Here is an 18,937-nt window from a genome sequence, read left to right as displayed (position 1 = left end):
TGCATTGGCTGGACCGGTGGTGTTCGCGTCGGTGCCAGGGACGCTGGCCATGGCCGCGGCGCATGGCGTGGACAACGTCAGCGTGCATGACGCCACGCCCGACCCGGTGACCCAGCTGTCGCGCTACGCGGTGGATCTCAGCCGCTAAGGCTGGCGGTAGTAGACGCAGATGCGCCGGCCGCCGATCTCGTGCACCTCGATCGGCAGCTCGTACAGTTCGCTCAGGATCTCCGGCCGGACCAGTTCGGCCGGAGTCCCCTGATGCGCGATGCGCCCTGCCCGCATCGCCACGATGCGGTCCGCGTAGGTGGACGCGAAATTGATGTCGTGCAGCACCAGCACCACGGTCTTACCCAGTTCGTCCGCCGCCCGCCGCAAGGTGCCCATCATGGCGACGGCGTGCTTCATGTCCAGGCTGTTCAAGGGCTCGTCCAGCAGCACGTAGCGCGTGTCCTGGCACAGCACCATCGCGACGAAGGCGCGCTGGCGCTGTCCGCCCGACATCTCGTCCAGGTAGCGGTCAGCCAGCGGCTCCAGGTTCAGGTAGGCAATGGCGCGGTCGATGTGGTCCTTGTCTTCAAGCGTCAGCCGGCCGCCGGTATGCGGATAACGGCCGAACGCGACCAGGTCCCTCGCCGTCAGCCGCAGCGGCAGGTGGTTGTCCTGGCGCAGGATGGCCAGGCGACGCGCCAGCTCGCGGCTGTCCGCCCGCGTCACGTCCAGGCCTTCCACCAGCACCCGGCCGGCGGACATGGGCAGCAAGCGGCTGACCATGGACAGCAGCGTGGACTTGCCCGCGCCGTTGGGGCCAATGATGGCCGTAACGCCGCCCGCCGGCAGCGTCAGGCTGACATCGTCGACCACCACGCTATCGCCGTACTGCTTGCTGATTTGCTGGATCTCTATCATCGGCGCCCCCTGCGCAGGATCAGGACGAGGAACATCAGGCCGCCCAGGAATTCGATCACCACGCTGACGGTGGTGTTCAGGCCCAACACGCGTTCAAGCAGCGTCTGGCCGCCGACCAGGAAGATCACGCTCAGCAGCACGGCCGCCGGCACGGTGTGGCGGTGCCGGTCGGAACCCATGGCCTGATAGGCCAGGTTGCTGACCAGCAGGCCGAAGAAGGTCACCGGACCGACCAGCGCCGTTGATACCGACACCAGCACCGCAATGGCGGCCAGCGTCAGCATCAGCGTGCGGCGATAGTCCACGCCCAGGTTCACCGCAATATCGCGGCCCAGCGCCAACACGTCGTAGCGGCGCCGCATGCGCCACACCAGCAGGGACGCGGCGCACACCGCGGCCAGCGCGATCGGCAGCAGGCCCACGCGCACAGTGTTGAAGCTGGCGAACATGCGGTCCTGCAGCACCAGGAACTCGTTGGGATCGATCAGCCGCACCACGAAGCTGGACAGGCTGCGGAACAACAGGCCGAAGATGATGCCCACCAGCATCATCAGGTGCAGGCTGCGCACCGCGTCGGAGAACAACCAGCGGAACAGCAGGCAGGCAAACGCCGTCATGGCGCCGACCTCCAGCAGGAACGCCGCCACCGGATGGCTGGCGGCGGTGGCCGCCTGGCCGAAGCCGAACACCACCACCGCCTGGATCAGCAGGTACAGGGCGTCGAAGCCCATGATGGCGGGCGTCAGGATGCGGTTGTGGGTGATGGTCTGGAACAGCACCGACGACACCGCCACGGCATAGGCCACCAGCAGCATCGCCGCCAGCTTGGCGCCGCGGAACGGAATCACGAAGGACCACTGGCCATTGGCGCCCAGGGTCATGAAGGCGACGGCGCAGGCCAGGGCGGCGGCGCCCAGCAGCCACAGGCGCCAGGCTTGCGGCGCACGAACCGGCGCAGGTGCGCGGATTGTGAGTTCAGCCAAGTCGGTTCCTCCGCGTGCGCAACAGCCACAGGAACAGGATGCTGCCCAGCACGCCGACCACCGTGCCGATGGGAATCTCGTAGGGATGGATCACCAGCCGGCCGATGACGTCGCAGGCCAGCACGAACACCCCGCCCAGCACCGCCACGTAGGGAATGGAGCGGCGCATGTTGTCGCCCAGTACCAGGCTGACGGCGTTGGGCACGATCAGGCCCAGAAAGGGAATGCTGCCGGCCGTCACCACCACCACGGCCGAAATCGCGGACACGATCAACAGTCCCGCCAGCGTCAGCCGCGCATGGTTCAGGCCGAGGTTGGCGGCGAACTCGCGGCCCATGCCCGCCACCGTGTAGCGGTCGGCGGCCGCGTAAGCCGCACAGGCCAGGCCGAAGCCTATCCACAGCAGTTCATAGCGCCCCCGCAGCACGCCCGAAAAATCGCCCGTGGTCCAGGCATGCAGCGACTGCAGCAGGTCGTAGCGGTAGGCGACGAAGGTAGTGGCGGCGTGGATCACGCCGCCCAGGATCAGCCCGATCAGCGGCACGATGAAGGGCGTGCGCAACGGCACGCGCTTGAGCAAGGCCAGGAACAACAAGGTGCCGGCCAGCGCGAAACCCGTGGCCGTGAGCATCTTGCCGATCACGGGCGTATCCGGCGCCAGCAGCGTGACCACCAGTATGCCCAGGGTGGCGGACTCCACCGTGCCCGCGGTAGTGGGCTCCACGTAGCGGTTGCGCACCAGCATCTGCATAATCAGCCCCGCCACCGCCAGCGACATGCCGGCCAGCAGCAAGGCCAGCGTGCGCGGTATCCGGCTGACCATCAGCAGGCGCCAGGCCCGCTCCGCGTCCTCGCCGCCGCTCCACAGCGCGGCCAGGCTGAGCTGGCCGGCGCCCAGGCTGATGCTGGCCGCGCACAGGGCCAGCAGCAAGGCGACTGCCACCGCCAAACCTCCCCAACCGCCTATCGACTGCCGCCAGCTCACCCGCAATGCTCCCGCCGCTCAGGCATAAGGCTTTATTTGCCCGCCGCCAGCGCGCCAGCGATCTCGTCCACGTTCTGCTGCATGGCGGTCAGGCCTGCGCTGCCCAGCAGATACCAGTTGTAGCCGTTCAGGTAGACCACGCGCTTGTTCTTCCAAGCCTTGGTCGGACGCACCAGCTCGTTGTCCAGCATGCGCTGGGCCGATACCCCTTCGCGGCCGATGGCGGCATCGCGGTCGATCACGAACAGCCAGTCAGGGTCGGTCTGGGCGATGAACTCGAAGGAGATCGCCTGGCCGTGGTTCGACACGCTCAGCCCCGTCGTCGCCGGCTTGATGCCGAAGGCGTCGTGGATCACGCCGAAGCGCGAACCCGGGCCATAGGCGCTCATCTTGCCGCCGGTGGTCAGCACGATCAGTGCGGTGCCGGCGCTTGCCGCCTTGTTGTTCAGATCCGCGATCGAAGCGCGCAGCGCGTCGAGCTTGGTCTTCGCAGCGTCCTGTTTGCCATAGATGGCGGCCAGCGTTTCGGTGTTGCGCGTGACGCTACCTACCAGATCCTTGGCGTTCACCGTCAGGTCCACGGTGGGCGCCAGCTTGGCGAGCTCGTCGTACTTGGGCGCGGAGCGGCCCGCCACGAAGATGAGCTGCGGCGCGGCGGCGTGGATCACCTCGTAGTTGGGCTCGAACATCGAACCCACCTTCAGGTAGCGCTGATCGGCATACTGGCTCAGCTGCGGCGGCCACTTGGCGACCGTCGGCACGCCCGCCACCTCTACATCCAGCGCATGCAGCGTGTCCAGCACGGCCAGGTCCATGACTACCGTCTTCTCAGGGTTGGCCGGCACGGCGGTTTCACCGCGCGCGTGCTTTACTGGCACCGTCGCCTGCGCCGCGCATACCGCCGTGGCGGCGCCGAGGACCAGCGCGGCCCCGGCCTGGATCGCCCAACGCCGGACGCGGCCTGCTTGCGTTTGCTTCTTCATGCATACCTCTTCATGTAGCGGGCGCCAGGCGCCCTTTCAAACTCAGAACTTGACGCCCACGCCCAGCCAGTAGCGGCGGCCGTCCTCGACATAGCCGTAGTCGTCATACGTGACCTGTTTGTCGAACAGGTTGTAGATGCCGGCGTACACCGCCACGGTCTTGTTCACCTGGTACGAGCCGCCCAGGTCCACGAAGGTGTAGGAAGGCGCCACCACCGACGAGGAAGACGGGCCGGTGATGGGCTGGCTTTCCTTGCCGCGGTAGTTCAGGCGCGCCCATGCCTGCAATGCGTCCGAGGCCTGCCAGTTCACCGTGGTGGTGAACAAGTGCTTGGGCAGCTGGTTCAGCGGCTGGCCCTGGTACTGGCCGGACTTCTGTTCCGACTTGGTGAAGGTGTAGCTGCTGGTCAGGGACCAGTCGCGCGACAGCGGCAGCTTCAGGTTGGCTTCCACGCCGCGCGAATTGGCCTTGTCCACGTTCATGTAGGTGGTCGGGTCCGAGCCGAACTGGTTCGGGCCGTCCGTGCACTGGCTCGCCGGGCAAGCCACGCGGGTGATCTTGTCCTTGAAGTCGTTGTTGAAAATGGTCAGGCCGGCGTTGAAGCCTTCGCCGTCGTCATACAGGATGCCGATTTCCTCGGTCACCGACTTCTCGGGCGTCAGGTCCGGATTGCCGTACATATTGCCGCCACGGCTGACCTGGCCCCAGCCAGCCACCGTCTGGCGCAGATCAGGCGCGCGGAACCCCGTGGACACGCCGCCCTTCAGGGTCCAGCGGTCGGCCATGTGCCAGACGCCGTACAGGCGCGGGCTGAAGTGCGTACCGAAGTTCTCGTCTTCGTCCATGCGCAGGCCGGTGGTGACAGCGAAGGTCTCGGTCAGGCGCCATTCGTCCTCGGCGAACAAGGCCCACTGGTAGCGGTCCACCTTGCTGGGGCCGTTGGCCAGCTGGTTGCCGGTCTGGTCGTTCAGGCGCTGGCTCAGGTAGCTGCCGCCCAGGGTCAGCATGTGCGAGCCCAGCGGCAGCGTCCAGCTGGTCTGGATGTCCAGGTTCTTGATCTTCATCTGGCGCGAGCGGTTGTCGAATTCTTCCTGCTGCACGTAGCTGTCCGACACGCCCCAGCCCCAGCGGCCGGTGTGCGACAGCGCCCACTTGTTGCTGCGGTAGTCAGTATCGGACGAGGCCGGGCAGCCATTGCGCCCGCAAGCCTGGCCGGGCGGCAGCGGCTCAACGGTCTTGCCCAGCGTTTCGTGCAGCTTCTGGCGCATGGTGGTCGCTTCCAGCACGATGTCGTGGTCGCGGTTGGGCGTCAGCGCCAGCTTGGCCGTGACGCTCTCCGAGTTGCGCTTGCGGAAGCCGTCGACGATGTCGTCTTCGTCGCGCTGCGTGGCCTGGCCGTAGATCTGCAGGCCCAGCAGGTCGGTCTTGATCGGGCCGGACAGGTAGAAGTTGCCCTGGTAGATGTCGCCCGACTTGTTGCTCTCCTGGATCGTGGTATCCAGGCGGATCTCGCCGCCCCACTCCGAGGGCACCTTGCGGGTGATGATGTTGATCACCCCGCCCATGGCGTCCGAGCCGTACAGCGAGGACATGGGACCGCGCACCACCTCGATGCGCTCGATGGCGGAAAGCGGCGGGGTCCAGCCGCCTTCGACGCCCGTGGAATCCGAGTTGGTGCGGGTTTCGCGCGAATTCTGGCGTTTGCCGTCGATCAGGATCAGCGTGTACTTGGGTCCCATGCCGCGCAGACTGATGTCCTGGCGGTCGCCGCCGCCGGTGACGATCACGCCCGGCACGTCCACCAGCGCGTCGTTGATGTCGCGATAGAACTTCTTGTCCAGGTCCTCGCGGGTGATCACGCTGATCGACGCCGGCGCGTCCTGGATCTGCTGCTCATAGCCCGAGGCCGTCACCACCACGGTATCCAGCGTCTTGGCGCTGTCCGCGCTTTGCGCCCACAGGGGCTGCGCCACGCCGAAACCCGCGGCGCACAGGGCTGCCGCCAATTGCGTGCGCGAACCCGGACCGCGCCGGCCGGCGACCATTTGTTTGCTGCTCATGATTCCAATTTCTCCCGTCCCAGGCCTGCGCCGCACCCCGCGTGCGGCGTCCGTCCTACCCCGTACTTATTAATGAAAACCATTCTCATATTAGAATTGGAGCTGCCGGGAGCCAGCAACACGCTTTCCGCAACTTTTATCTTCTTTGAACTTCTTGACACTCCGGTCCGCGGCCATAAGCCAAACTGCCGGATGCAGAACCGACGACACGCATGCCTTTTTCCCACGCTCCGGCGACGCGCCGCATCCTGCTGATCGACGACGATGTCGAGCTCGCGCAGATGCTGCGTGAATACCTGGAACCCGGCCATTGCCAGCTCACCCTGGCGCATAGCGGCGCGCACGGCCTGGCCCTGCTGGCGCAAGACGACTACGACCTGGTGCTGCTGGATTTGATGCTGCCCGACGGCAACGGGCTGGATCTGCTGAAGCAGTACCGCCAGCGCTCGCGCCGGCCCGTCATCATGTTCACCGCCCACGGCGGCGAGACGGACCGCGTGCTGGGCCTGGAGTTCGGCGCCGACGATTACCTGGCCAAACCTTTTAGCCCGCGCGAACTCAAGGCCCGCATCAGCGCGGTGCTGCGCCGCTTCGAGGAAGTGCCCGACACCGCCCGGCCCGCCTTGGCGTTGGGCGCGGTGTCGCTCGACCCCGCCACCGGCCTCTTGCGGGTGGGCGACAGTGAAATCGCGCTGACCGGCGCCGAGCAGCGCATCCTGGAAATCCTCCTGCGCACGCCGGGCCAGGTGGTCGGACGCGACCAGATCGGCCTGTACGCGCTGGGCCGCAAGCCGGACCGCTACGACCGCAGCATCGATACCCACATCAGCGCGCTGCGCAAGAAGCTGCGCAGCGACAGCGGCGCCGAAACGCTGGCCATTCGCAACCTGCGCGGCCTGGGCTACGTGCTGGCGGGCGCGGACTGATGGCCTGGCTGCCCGCCCGCTCGCTGTTCTGGCGCGCTTTCCTGACCTTCTGGGGCGCGATGGCCGTCATCCTGGTGTGCGGCATGGTGCTGACGGCCGCGGTCGCCTGGTACCGCTTCAACTCCCTGGACGGCCTGAATCCCGGCAACCTCACGCGCGACGCAGCGCAGATCGCCCGCACCGAAGGCGAGGTCGGCCTGAAGCGCTGGGTTCAGGCCATGGACCAGCGCTACTCGGCGCTGAAGATCTACGTCATGGACGCTCAGGACGCCGACATCCTGGGCCGGCGGCTGCCCGCCCGCATGGAAGACTGGTTAAGCGATTTCCGCGCAGGACCCGACCGCTCGCCAAAGGCGGACTACCTGCCCGCCGACCCCACCGGCGAACGGGTCTCCTGGTGGGAACCGCAAAAGCTGGTGCTGCCCGATGGCTCGGTGCTGCTGATGCTGTTCCTGCCGTTCGATTCTTCGCATTGGGAAGTGCTGGCCCTATCGCCGGTCGCGCTGGCGCTGGTGCTGTTCGCGTTGGCGGTGACCGCTCCGTTCTGCTGGGCTCTGAGCCGCCACGTGACGGCGCCGTTGGCGCAGCTGCGTCAGACCACTCATGCTCTGTCGGCCGGCCGGCTGGACGTCCATACCCCTGCCAAGCTGGCTCGCCGCAAGGACGAACTGGGCCTCTTGGCACGCGACTTCGACGCCATGGCCGACCGCCTGAAGGCCCTGGTCGACACGCGCGAGCAGTTGCTGCACAACATTGCGCATGAACTGCGCTCGCCGCTCGCGCGGCTGCGGCTGGCGGCCGAACTGGCGCGGCGCAAGGACGAACGCCAGGACCTGCAGCTGGATCGCATCGAACTCGAATGCGAACGCCTGGACGCGCTGGTTGGCAACACCTTGAGGCTGGCGCGCCTGGGCGCCTTGCCCGTCCCCACCGAAAACCTGGACCTGGCCGAAGTCGTTTCCGACGTGGTCAATGATGCCCGCTACGAAGCCGGCGGCCGGCAGATAGGCATAGAGTGGCAGCAACAGGCCCCGGTGCCGCTCATCGGCGATCGCTGCAGCCTGGCCAGCGCCATCGAGAATGTGCTGCGCAACGCCCTGCGCTTCGCGCCCGCGCACAGTGCGATCCGCGTGCGCCTGCTGTCGAACTCGCAGGAGGCCTGCCTGGAAATCGAAGATCGCGGGCCGGGCGTGGCATCCGAAGAACTGGAAGCGCTGTTCGAGCCCTTCTATCGCACCGCATCGGGCGCGCGCAAGGCCGGCAGCGGCGCCGGGTTGGGGCTGTCCATCGCCCAGGCCGCGGTGGCCGCGCACAAGGGCACGATGTCGGCCCGCAACATCTCGCCGCAAGGGCTTTGCGTGCGGATGGAGCTGCCGCGCCCGGCTGGCTGAACCGGGTCAGCCGCGGTCAGTCGGCATCGGCCAGGATCGCGGCCGGCAGCCGCGGCAATACGCGCATGGCATTGGCCGTGGTGGCATGCGCCACCTGCGCGGGCGTGATGCCGCGCAGTTCCGCCAGCGTGGCGGCGATGCGGACCAATTCCGCCGGCGCGTTGCGTCGCTGCGGCGGATGCAGCCAGGCCGGGGGAATGTCCGGCGCATCGGTCTCCAGCACCAGGTGCGCCAGATCCACGTCCACCGCATGGCGGCGGATCTGCAAGGCGCGCTCATAGGTCATGGCGCCGCCCAGGCCCAGCGCGAAACCCTGCTCGATGAAGGCCTGAGCCTGCTGCGCGCTGCCGTTGAAGGCATGCGCAATGCCGCCGATACGGGGATGGCGGCGCAGGTATTTCAAGAGGATGTCCTGCGATCTGCGCACATGCAGCAGCACCGGCAGGTGGAACTCGGCGGCCAGCGCCAGTTGGGCGGCGTAGAACCGTTCCTGGCGCTCGCGCGGCTCGCCGGAAGCGATTTCAGGAACGAAGAAGTCCAGGCCGATCTCGCCGATGGCGACGAAGCGCGGATCGCCCAGCGCTTCCTTGACGGCCGCACGTAGCGCGTCCAGATCATCATCGCTGGCGCGCTGCACATACAACGGATGAATGCCCAGCGCATAGGCGCCGCCGGCGGTCTTGCCGGCCAGATCGCGCACCACGGAAAAATTGGCGCGCTCGACCGCCGGAATCACGATGGACTGGACGCCCGCCTCGCAGGCGTCGTCGGCGACCTGCTCGCGGTCGGCGTCGAACTCGGCGGCATCCAGGTGGCAATGGGTATCGATCAGCATGGGCGCGACCTCCTTGTCCGGATTATCGCCCCGCGCGCCTTAACCCGAAACCAGGCGGCCGTTTTCCATCAGCAGTTGGCGGTCGGCGCGGGCGGCCAGTTCGGGGTCGTGGGTGACGATGGCGAACGCCGTGCCCGATTCCTGGTTCACCCGCGTCAACAGTTCGAACATATTGTGCGCGGTGTGGCGGTCCAGGTTGCCGGTGGGTTCGTCGGCCAGCACGCAGACGGGACGCGTGACCAGGGCCCGCGCCAGCGCCACGCGCTGCCGCTCGCCGCCGGACAACTGCCCCGGGAAATGCCCTTCGCGGGCGGCCAGGCCCACCATGCCCAGGACTTCGTGCGCGGCTGCCCGCGCCTTATCGCGGCTCTCGCGGCGCACGATCAGCGGCATCGCCACGTTGTCCAGCGCGGAAAACTCCGGCAGCAGGTGGTGGAATTGGTAGACGAAGCCCAGGCTGCGGTTGCGCACCGCGCTCTTGCGGCCCTCGGACAGTCCGACGGCGAGCTGGCCATCCACCGAGACGGAGCCGCTGGTAGGCACGTCCAGCAGGCCCAGGATATGCAGCAGCGTGCTCTTGCCCGAGCCCGAGGCGCCGACGATGGCGACCATTTCGCCGCGCGCCACCGTCAGGCTGACGTTGCTCAGCACTTCGATGCGCGCGGGGCCTTCGTCGTAGACCTTGACGATATTGTCGGCCTGCAGCGCGTGAGTCAGCATGTCAGTCATGGCGCAGCACCTGTGCGGGTTGCAGGCGCGAGGCGCGCCAGCTGGGATACAGGGTCGCCAGCAACGACAGCACCAGGGAAGTCACGCCGATGGTGACGATGTCGCCCATCTGCGGATCCGAAGGCAAGGCGCTGATGAAATAGATTTCGCGCGGCAGGAAATGCACGCCCAGCAGGCCCTCGATGAACGGCACGATCACGTCCACGTTGTAGGCGATCAGGATGCCGCCCGCCACGCCCAGCAGCGTGCCGATCACGCCGATCAGCGCCCCCTGCACCAGGAAGATGCGGGCAATCTCGCGCGGGCCGGCGCCCAGCGTGCGCAGGATGGCGATGTCGGACTGCTTGTCCTTCACGGCCATGACCAGGGACGACAGCAGGTTGAACGCGGCCACGGCCACGATCAACGCCAGGATCAGGAACATCATGCGCTTTTCGGTCTTCACGGCCGCGAACCAGGTGCGGTTGTTGCGCGACCAGTCGCTCGCCATCATGTAGGGCGGCAGCACCTTCTGCAGCTCGGCCGCCACTTCCGGCGCGCGCTGCATGTCGGCGACGCGCAGGCGCACGCCGGCGGTGCCGCTGTCGCGGAACACGCGGGCGGCATCCTCGTCGTCGACGAAGGCCAGCGAGGAATCGTATTCATAGTGGCCGGACGAGAACACGCCCACCACGGTGAACTGGCGCATGCGCGGCGTGAAACCCGCCGGGCTGATCGAGCCTTGCGGCGCCATCATCAAGAGCGTGTCGCCCAGCTTCACGCCCATGCCATCGGCCAGTTCATTGCCCAGCACCACGCCGAAACTGCCGGGTTTCAGATCGGTGAGCTTGCCCGACACCATCTGGCGCGGCAGGTCCGAGACATTGCCTTCGGTCTGCGGATCGATGCCGCGTACCTGCACGCCCCGCAAGGCCTGGCCGCGCACCAGCATGCCCTGCGCCGCCACGAACGGGGCGCCGGCCTTGACGGCGGGATTCTTCTCGGCGGCGGACGCGAATTCCTGCCATCTCTCCAGCACCCGCTCGGGCGCAGCCCCGGGAATATAGAGTTCGATGTGCGGCAGCACCGACAACATGCGGTCGCGCACTTCCTTCTGGAAGCCGTTCATTACGGACAGCACCACGATCAGCGCGGCAACGCCCAGCGCGATGCCCGCCATCGAACTGGCGGCGATGAAGGAGATGAAGCGATCGCGGCGGCCGCGTCGCTGACGGATTCTGGCCAGCCCGGCATAGCGGGCGCCTATCCATAGTTCGTAGGGTATTTTCAGCACGTGCGCATTATGGCATTAACCGCCTGGATTCCGGCCCGCGGATGTGCGGTTCGGAGACCAGGCGTTTCAAGCTATGGCAGTCCGCGGCGCCGCTTAGTTCCCGGCGCCTGCGGGGACTACAATCGCGCCCATGCTGATCGTCATTCCGGGCGCCCTGCCCGCCCTACCCTTTGCCGCCGAACTGGCCAAGCTGTTGCCTGAACGCGCGCCCACGCTACATGGCTGGCTGCTCGCCGGCAGCGCCCGGCCCCAGGCCCATGACCGGCGCGCGCAGGGCTGCACGCCCTACGAAGCCTGGCTGCTGGACCGCGCGGGCTACGTCCCCGAGCCAGGCCTGCCGCCCGGCGCCGGACTCGGCCCGCTGCTGGCCGGGGCGCAAGCCGAAGGCAGCGGCCCCATCTGGCTGGCCGAACTGGTCCATCTGGCGCTGGGCACGGACCAGGCCACCTTGCTGGATCCCGGCCTGATGGACCTGCGCGCCGAGGAAACGGCCGCCCTGCTCGACACCGCCCGCCCCCTGTTCGAGGACACGGGCTTCGCGGTCGAAGAACTCTCGCCCGAACGCTGGCGCCTGCGCCTGCCGGAGGGCCTGCGTCCGCAGACCGCCAGCCCGCTGGCCGTGGCTGGACAGCGCCTGAACGACTGGTGGCGCCAGGACGCGGAAGCGCGCCCCTGGCGCCGGCTGCTCAATGAAATACAGATGGCCTGGCATGAACACCCGGTCAACGACGCCCGCGCGGCGCGCGGCTTGCCGCCAGTCAACGCGCTATGGCTGTATGGCGGCGGCACGCCCTGGACGCAGTCCCGGCCGACCCCGGCGCAGGTGTACGCCGATCTGGACGCCCCCCAGCGGGCCGGCGACTGGGCCGCCTGGCTGGACGCCCTGGCAGCGCTGGACGCGCAGCATCTGCGCCCGCTGGCCGGCAAGCATGGCCTGCCGGCCGCGCCCGCCGAACTGCTGCTGCTGGGCGACGACCGCAAGGTCGCCCTTACCCTGAAACCGCGCGGGGGCCTGCTCGGCTTGCTGCCCGCGCCCAAGAAAAACTGGAGCGCCTGGTGGTCTCACCCCGCTTAACCGTCCGCACGCCCGACCTGCAGGCCTGCCACATCCTGGAAGCCTCAGGCATCCACCCTCTGCTGGCCCGCCTGTGGGCCGCCCGCGGCGTCACCCATCCTGATCAAACCCAGCTCGCCTGGAAGTCGCTGCTGCCGCCTAACGGCCTGACGCATTCGGACCACGCTGCCGGCGTGCTGGCCGACGCCATCCAGGCCGGCAAGAAGCTGCTGATCGTGGCCGACTATGACTGCGACGGCGCCACCGCCTGCGCGGTCGGCCTGCGCGCCCTGTCCGCCATGGGCGCCGACGTGGACTTCCTGGTGCCCAACCGCTTCGAAACCGGTTACGGCCTGTCGCCCGCTGTGGTCGACCTGGCAGTCCGGCATCGCGCCGGCAAGCCCGACATCATCATCACGGTCGACAACGGCATTGCCAGCGTCGACGGCGTGGCCGCGGCCAACGACGCCGGCATCGGCGTGGTCATCACCGACCACCACTTGCCCGGCGACACGCTGCCGGCGGCCCTGGCCATCGTGAACCCGAATCAGCCCGGCTGCGGCTTTCCGTCCAAGAACCTGGCGGGCGTGGGCGTCATTTTCTACATGATGCTGGCCCTGCGCGCCGAACTGCGCCGCCGCGGCGTCTACGCGGCCGATGGCGGCCCGCGCCTGGACGCGCTGTCCGACCTGGTGGCGCTGGGCACGGTAGCCGACGTGGTCAAACTGGATGCCAACAACCGCCTGCTGGTCACCCAGGGCCTGCAACGCATGCGCGCCGGCCGCCTGCAGCCCGGCTTGCGCGCACTGTTCGCCGTAGCCGGGCGCGAGCCGCGCGCGGCCAACGGCTTCGACCTGGGCTTCGCGCTCGGCCCCCGCATCAATGCGGCCGGCCGTCTGGCCGACATGAGCCTGGGCATCGCCTGTCTGACCACCGACGACGAGGCGCAGGCGCTGGAAATGGCGCGCGAGCTCGACAACATCAACCGCGAACGCCGCACGATCGAAGCCGAAATGCGCGAGCAGGCGCTGGCCGCCATGGAAGCGCCGAACGCGGCCGCAGGCGCCACGGTCTGTGTGTTCGACCCGGGCTGGCACCAGGGCGTGGTGGGCCTGGTGGCCTCGCGCCTGAAGGAAAAATTCTGGCGCCCGACGCTGGCCTTTGCGCCCGCGGGGGACGACGAAATCCGCGGTTCGGGCCGCTCGATCCCCGACGTGCACCTGCGCGACGCGCTGGACCTGGTGTCCAAGCGCCATCCCAACCTGATCCGCAAGTTCGGCGGCCACGCCATGGCGGCCGGCCTGACCCTGGGGCGCGAGGACTTCGCCGCCTTCGCCCCCGCTTTCGACGCCGCCGTGCGCGAGCTGACGGGCCGCGATACCTTCGAGCCAGTGATCGAGACCGACGGCTCGCTGGAATCGGGCTACGCCAACGCCGACGTCGCCGGCATGCTCCAGCAGCAAGTCTGGGGCGCCGGCTTCGCCGCCCCGCTGTTCCTGGACGAGTTCGTGGTGCGCAACCAGCGCCTGGTCGGGGAAAAGCACCTCAAACTGTCGCTGGAGCGCGGCCATCAGCGCTTCGACGCCATCTGGTTCGGCCACGACCAGTCGCTGCCCGAACATATCCAGGCGGCTTACCGGCTGGAGCAGAACGTGTGGAACGGGATGGTGTCGGTTCAGCTGGTCATCGAGCACGCGGGCTGAGGCCCGCCATGGGCGCAAGCCCCGATAAGGCGGGAAACGTCGCACGCGGAGCGGACCCGGGTACCTGTCCCGGGCCGCTCGCACGGCGTCCGGCCTACTTGTTCACCAGCTTCGCAGGCTGCGCCAGGGCCACCAGCGCGCCCACCACCAGGCAGCCCGACAACATGTAGAGGCCTGTATTGGTTGTGCCCGTCATGTCCTTGAGCCAGCCCACCAGATACGGGCTGACGAAGCCAGCCAAGTTGCCCACCGAATTGATGAGCGCGATGCCGGCCGCCGCGGCGGTGCCGCCCAGCAAGGCCGTGGGCAGGCTCCAGAACAACGGCAGTACCGTGCAGATGCCGATATTGGCCACCGTCAGCGCCAAGATCGCCAGTACAGTGTTGCCGCTCCAGATCGCCGAGAACAGCAGGCCCAGCGCGCCGAACAGCGCGGGCAAGGCCACATGCCAGCGGCGCTCCCGCAGGCGGTCGGAGTTGCGCGAGATCAGGATCATGCCGATCACGGCGAACAGGTTCGGAATCGCCGTCAACAGGCCAATGGCCAGCGGACTCTGCACGCCCGTACTCTTGATCAGGGTCGGCATCCAGAAGCCCACGCCGTACAGCCCCATCACGAACGAAAAGTAGATCAACGCCATCGCCCACACCCGCGGCTTGACCAGCGCGGCGCGGATCGGCGGATCTTCCTTCTGCTGTTCCTCGGCCGCAATATTGCGGATCAGCACGGCCTTTTCATTGGCAGTCAGCCACTTGGCCTTGTTGATGCGGTCGTCTAGATAGATCAGCACCAGAACGCCGATCAGCACGGACGGAATCCCCTCCAGCAGGAACAGCCACTGCCAGCCCGACAGCCCGTGGTCGCCGTGGAAGGTGCTCATTATCCAGCCGGAGATCGGGCCGCCGATCAGCCCGGACATGGGCACCGCGGTCATGAAAAAGGTCGTGATGCGGCCGCGCCGGGCCGCCGGATACCAGTAGGTCAGGTACAGGATGATGCCCGGAAAGAATCCGGCTTCCGCCGCGCCCAGCAGGAAGCGCAGGATGTAGAACATGTGCACGCTGCTCACGAACATCATGCAGGCGGAAATGATCCCCCAGGTAATCATGATGCGGGCGATCCAGATCCGCGCGCCCACCTTGTGCAGGATGATGTTGCTGGGAATCTCGAAGATGAAGTAGCCGATGAAGAAAATGCCCGCGCCCAGCCCGTACACGGTTTCGCTGAACTGAAGCTCTTGCAGCATCTGTAATTTGGCGAAACCCACGTTGACGCGGTCCAGGTAGGCCACGACGTAGCACACCACCAATAGCGGCACCAGCCGCCAGCCTACCTTGCGGTAGATCCGGTCTTCCTCTGTCGCCGGGATCGCCGGCGAAACCCCGGGGGCCATCGCGTTGTCCATCTATGTCTCCATTCCTCTGTCGGGATAGGCCGGCAGCTCGCCGGCGCCGTCGCGGTCCATCCCGTCCCGATCAGGAACGGCCGGGCCGTTGCCCCCAGCCTAGAACCCCCGTCTTGACAAAAAACTGAACAATTCGGATTTTCTGGCAGAAACCTCCGCGATAAGATCCGTCCCCCTTCTTGTCCACTGTGGCCGCGCACTTGGCCCAAGCACGGTAAAATGTTCGGTTTCGCACAAAAGTCATCAGGACAGGATCATCATGGAAGCCGAACGTCAGAACCAGCTCGCAGCCCGCCTCGCCGATTACGCGGAGCGCGAACAGGCTCTACGGAGGTATCTTTGACTACGATGCCAAAGCTGAACGCCTGCAAGTCGTAAACGCCGAACTCGAAGACCCGGCGGTCTGGAACGACCCCAAGCACGCCCAGGACCTGGGCCGTGAAAAGAAAGCCCTGGAAGACGTGGTGGAAACGCTCACCGCCCTGGGCTCGGGCCTGGCCGACTCGAACGAATTGTTCGAACTGGCCGCCTCCGACGACGACGACGCGACCCTCGAATCCATCGAGCAGGATGCCGACGCCTTCCAGGAAAAGCTGGAAGCGCTGGAGTTCCGCCGCATGTTCTCCAATCCGGCCGATCCGCTGAACTGCTTCCTGGACATCCAGGCCGGCGCCGGCGGCACGGAAGCGCAGGACTGGGCCTCGATGCTATTGCGCCAGTACCTGAAGTACGCCGAGCGCAAGGGCTTCAAGGCCGAAGTGCTGGAAGAATCCGACGGCGATGTCGCGGGCCTGAAGTCCGCCACCATCAAGATCGAAGGCGAATACGCCTTCGGCTACCTGCGCACCGAAACCGGCGTGCACCGCCTGGTGCGCAAGAGCCCGTTCGACTCCTCGGGCGGCCGCCACACCTCGTTCGCCAGCGTCTTCGTCTACCCCGAGGTCGACGAATCCTTCGAAGTCGAAGTGAACCCCGCCGACCTGCGCGTGGACACCTACCGCGCTTCCGGCGCGGGCGGCCAGCACATCAACAAGACCGATTCGGCCGTGCGCCTGACCCACATCCCCACCGGTATCGTGGTGCAGTGCCAGAACGACCGTTCGCAGCACCGCAACCGCGCCGAAGCCATGCAGATGCTGAAGTCCAAGCTCTACGAACTGGAAATGCGCAACCGCATGGCCGAGCAACAGAAGCTGGAAGACTCCAAGACCGACGTGGGCTGGGGCCACCAGATCCGCTCCTACGTGCTGGACCAGAGCCGCATCAAGGACCTGCGCACCAACGTCGAAATTTCCAACACCCAGAAGGTGCTGGACGGCGACCTGGACCCCTTCATCCAGGCCAGCCTGAAGCAAGGCATCTAAGTTTCGCGATACTTCCCCTCAACGCATCCAGAGGTTCACGAATGTCCGACACCATCGTAATTCTCACCGGCGCATCGCGCGGCATCGGCGCCGCCATGGCGCGCGGCCTGGCCAAACCGGGCACCCGGCTGATCACCCTGGCGCGCCGGGAAGATCCCGAACTGGCTGCCTATGCCCGCTCGCAGGACGCGCAGCTGGAACAGCTGTCCGTGGACCTCTCGGACCTGAATGCGGCCGAGACCGCCGCGCAGCGCATCTGCGCGTCGCTGCCGCGTGACGCCCGCCGCTATCTGCTGATCAACAACGCCGGCACCGTGCACCCCGTCGCCGGCACCGACGCGCTGGTCGACGGCGCGGCCATCGCCGCCGCCTTCAACCTGAATGTCAGCGCCGTGATGCTGCTCACGGCGCGCTTCCTGGCCGCGGTCGAGGACCTCAAGGCCGACCGCCGCGTGCTCAACATCTCCTCCGGCGCGGGCCGCAACCCGAACGCCGGCTGGGGCGTCTACTGCGCCACCAAGGCCGCGCTCGACATGTACTCGCGCGTGGTCAAGGCGGAGCAAGGCGCCGACGGCGCGCGCATCGTCGCGCTGGCCCCCGGCATCGTCGACACCGACATGCAGGCCGCCATCCGTTCCAGCGATCCGGAAAGCTTCCCGGCGCTGGCCAAGTTCCAGGAGTTCCACGCGACCGGCAAGCTGTCCTCGCCCGCCAACGTGGCCTCCCGCATCCTCGCCTACCTGGACCGCGAAGATTTCGGCACGACCGAGATCGACGACATCCGCAATTACGACTGATTCCCCGACCATGACCGACCACTCGACCACTCCGGCGCCCGCCCAGGACGAAAACCGCTTGATCGCCGAACGGCGCGCCAAGCTGGCCAAACTGCGCGAAACCGGGGTCGCGTACCCCAACGACTTCGTTCCCGACGCCCGCGCCGCCGCCCTGCATGACAAGTACGACGGCCAGGAGCAGGAAGCGCTTGCCGCCAACCCCGTCACCGTCAAGGTCGCCGGCCGCATGATGCTCAAGCGCGTCATGGGCAAGGCCAGCTTCGCCACGCTGCAGGACAGCACCGGCCGCATCCAGATCTACCTGGACCGCGGCACGCTGGGCGAAGACAGCTACGCCGCGTTCAAGCAATGGGACATCGGCGACATCATCGCGATCGAAGGGTCGGTCTTCAAGACCAACAAGGGCGAACTCTCGGTGCACGCCGCCAGCGCGCGCCTGCTGTCCAAGTCGCTGCGCCCGCTGCCCGACAAGTTCCACGGCGTGGCCGACCAGGAACTGCGCTACCGCCAGCGCTACGTCGACCTCATCATGACGGACGCCACGCGCCGCACTTTCGAGGCGCGCAGCAAGGCCGTGGGCAGCATCCGCCAGTTCATGCTGAACGCGGGCTTTCTCGAAGTGGAAACCCCCATGCTGCACCCGATTCCGGGCGGCGCGGCAGCCAAGCCCTTCGTCACGCACCACAATGCGCTGGACATGGAAATGTACCTGCGCATCGCGCCCGAGCTCTACCTCAAGCGCCTGATCGTCGGCGGCTTCGAGCGCGTCTTCGAAGTCAACCGCAACTTCCGCAACGAGGGCGTGAGCCCGCGCCACAATCCTGAATTCACCATGATGGAGTTCTATGCGGCCTTTGCGGAATACCGCTGGCTCATGGACTTCACGGAAGAGCTGATCCGCCAGGCCGCCATCTCGGCCACCGGCAGCGCGGTGCTGACCTACGGCGAACGCGAACTCGATCTGTCCAAGCCGTTCGACCGCCTGACCATCTGCGAAGCCATCCTCAAGTACGCCCCCGGCTACACCCAGGCGCAACTGGACGATGCGGCCTTCGTGCGCGCCGAACTCAAAAAGCTGGGAGCCGATGCCGACGGCCCGGTGCTGTCGCGCGCCGGACTGGGCGCGCTGCAGCTGGCCCTGTTCGAAGAGACCGCCGAAGCCAAGCTCTGGAACCCCACCTACATCATCGACTACCCGGTGGAAGTCTCGCCGCTGGCGCGCGCCTCCGATACCCGCGAGGGCATCACCGAGCGCTTCGAACTCTTCATGACCGGCCGCGAAATCGCCAACGGCTTCTCGGAATTGAACGATCCCGAAGACCAGGCCGAGCGCTTCCGCTCGCAGGTCGAGGCCAAGGACGCGGGCGACGAGGAAGCCATGTTCTACGACGCGGACTATATCCGCGCCCTGGAATACGGCATGCCTCCGACGGGCGGCTGCGGCATCGGCATTGACCGCCTGGTCATGCTGCTGACCGACAGCCCCAGCATTCGCGACGTCATCCTGTTCCCGCACCTGCGCCGTGAAGACTAAACGGC

At 67.0% G+C, this 18,937-nt stretch carries 16 protein-coding genes; 7 read left to right on the top strand and 9 right to left on the bottom strand.

Annotated features, from left to right (window positions below):
• Window positions 1-144: 144 nt before the first annotated feature.
• The 5 genes from AC3WOB_RS24035 to AC3WOB_RS24015 are packed head-to-tail and all read right to left on the bottom strand — an operon-like array spanning window position 145 to window position 5,921.
• Window positions 145-909 (bottom strand): iron ABC transporter ATP-binding protein, encoded by a 765-nt coding sequence (locus AC3WOB_RS24035; protein ID WP_492276368.1) that lies wholly within the window; start codon window positions 907-909, stop codon window positions 145-147.
• Window positions 906-1,892, bottom strand: coding sequence for an iron chelate uptake ABC transporter family permease subunit (locus tag AC3WOB_RS24030; RefSeq protein ID WP_492276367.1), 987 nt, complete (start codon window positions 1,890-1,892; stop codon window positions 906-908). Before AC3WOB_RS24030 ends, AC3WOB_RS24035 begins: the two co-directional genes overlap by 4 nt.
• Window positions 1,885-2,877, bottom strand: a complete 993-nt coding sequence (locus tag AC3WOB_RS24025) for an ABC transporter permease (RefSeq protein WP_492276366.1) — start codon at window positions 2,875-2,877, stop codon at window positions 1,885-1,887. The genes AC3WOB_RS24030 and AC3WOB_RS24025 overlap by 8 nt, the downstream gene beginning before the upstream one ends.
• Window positions 2,878-2,909: 32 nt before the next feature.
• The gene (locus tag AC3WOB_RS24020; RefSeq protein ID WP_492276365.1) at window positions 2,910-3,860 is read right to left on the bottom strand and encodes a siderophore ABC transporter substrate-binding protein; all 951 of its coding nucleotides are present in this window, start codon (window positions 3,858-3,860) and stop codon (window positions 2,910-2,912) included.
• Window positions 3,861-3,902: 42 nt separating this feature from the next.
• Window positions 3,903-5,921, bottom strand: a complete 2,019-nt coding sequence (locus tag AC3WOB_RS24015; protein ID WP_492276364.1) for a ligand-gated channel protein — start codon at window positions 5,919-5,921, stop codon at window positions 3,903-3,905.
• 212 nt (window positions 5,922-6,133) lie between these two features.
• Between AC3WOB_RS24015 and AC3WOB_RS24010 the strand changes: the two genes are divergently transcribed.
• Together AC3WOB_RS24010 and AC3WOB_RS24005 are read left to right on the top strand one after the other, a co-directional pair.
• Window positions 6,134-6,847: a response regulator transcription factor gene (locus AC3WOB_RS24010; RefSeq protein ID WP_013394565.1), complete on the top strand. Its 714-nt coding sequence runs from the start codon at window positions 6,134-6,136 to the stop codon at window positions 6,845-6,847.
• Entirely contained in the window at window positions 6,847-8,238 is a 1,392-nt protein-coding gene (locus tag AC3WOB_RS24005; RefSeq protein ID WP_492276363.1) for a sensor histidine kinase, read from the top strand. The genes AC3WOB_RS24010 and AC3WOB_RS24005 overlap by 1 nt, the downstream gene beginning before the upstream one ends.
• Before the next feature lie 16 nt (window positions 8,239-8,254).
• Here AC3WOB_RS24005 and AC3WOB_RS24000 read toward each other — a convergent pair whose 3' ends face one another.
• From AC3WOB_RS24000 to AC3WOB_RS23990, 3 genes are read right to left on the bottom strand one after another with little or no spacing between them, the layout of a single operon-like run.
• The gene (locus tag AC3WOB_RS24000) at window positions 8,255-9,073 is read right to left on the bottom strand and encodes a TatD family hydrolase (protein WP_492276362.1); all 819 of its coding nucleotides are present in this window, start codon (window positions 9,071-9,073) and stop codon (window positions 8,255-8,257) included.
• Window positions 9,074-9,112: 39 nt separating this feature from the next.
• Window positions 9,113-9,802, bottom strand: a complete 690-nt coding sequence (locus AC3WOB_RS23995) for an ABC transporter ATP-binding protein (RefSeq protein ID WP_207464361.1) — start codon at window positions 9,800-9,802, stop codon at window positions 9,113-9,115.
• The gene (locus AC3WOB_RS23990) at window positions 9,795-11,027 is read right to left on the bottom strand and encodes a lipoprotein-releasing ABC transporter permease subunit (protein WP_492276475.1); all 1,233 of its coding nucleotides are present in this window, start codon (window positions 11,025-11,027) and stop codon (window positions 9,795-9,797) included. Before AC3WOB_RS23990 ends, AC3WOB_RS23995 begins: the two co-directional genes overlap by 8 nt.
• Before the next feature lie 178 nt (window positions 11,028-11,205).
• On the opposite strand from AC3WOB_RS23990, the gene AC3WOB_RS23985 reads away from it, so the two are divergent.
• Together AC3WOB_RS23985 and recJ are read left to right on the top strand one after the other, a co-directional pair.
• A complete protein-coding gene (locus AC3WOB_RS23985) occupies window positions 11,206-12,150 on the top strand; it encodes a hypothetical protein (protein WP_013394570.1) in 945 nt (314 codons plus the stop codon).
• A complete protein-coding gene (gene recJ / locus AC3WOB_RS23980; protein WP_013394571.1) occupies window positions 12,132-13,832 on the top strand; it encodes a single-stranded-DNA-specific exonuclease RecJ in 1,701 nt (566 codons plus the stop codon). The genes AC3WOB_RS23985 and recJ overlap by 19 nt, the downstream gene beginning before the upstream one ends.
• 94 nt (window positions 13,833-13,926) lie before the next feature.
• Here recJ and AC3WOB_RS23975 read toward each other — a convergent pair whose 3' ends face one another.
• Window positions 13,927-15,237 carry an MFS transporter gene (locus AC3WOB_RS23975; protein ID WP_013394572.1) on the bottom strand — a complete coding sequence of 437 codons (1,311 nt, stop codon included), beginning with the start codon at window positions 15,235-15,237 and terminating at the stop codon, window positions 13,927-13,929.
• Between the two features lie 259 nt (window positions 15,238-15,496).
• Between AC3WOB_RS23975 and prfB the strand changes: the two genes are divergently transcribed.
• The 3 genes from prfB to lysS all read left to right on the top strand — a co-directional run bounded on the left by prfB (window position 15,497) and on the right by lysS (window position 18,932).
• A protein-coding gene (gene prfB, locus AC3WOB_RS23970; RefSeq protein ID WP_148260614.1) for a peptide chain release factor 2 occupies window positions 15,497-16,601 on the top strand; the annotation gives its coding sequence in 2 pieces (ribosomal slippage) (window positions 15,497-15,577 and window positions 15,579-16,601; 1,104 coding nt in all).
• Between the two features lie 41 nt (window positions 16,602-16,642).
• Entirely contained in the window at window positions 16,643-17,398 is a 756-nt protein-coding gene (locus AC3WOB_RS23965; RefSeq protein ID WP_492276361.1) for an SDR family oxidoreductase, read from the top strand.
• A gap of 10 nt (window positions 17,399-17,408) precedes the next feature.
• Window positions 17,409-18,932: a lysine--tRNA ligase gene (gene lysS, locus AC3WOB_RS23960; protein ID WP_332011628.1), complete on the top strand. Its 1,524-nt coding sequence runs from the start codon at window positions 17,409-17,411 to the stop codon at window positions 18,930-18,932.
• Window positions 18,933-18,937 lie beyond the last annotated feature (5 nt).

Source organism: Achromobacter sp. FW305-C-30-7, from assembly GCF_058783105.1.
The sequence above is the reverse complement of the archived record's forward strand: the minus strand, read 5'-3'. Positions and strand labels throughout refer to the sequence as shown.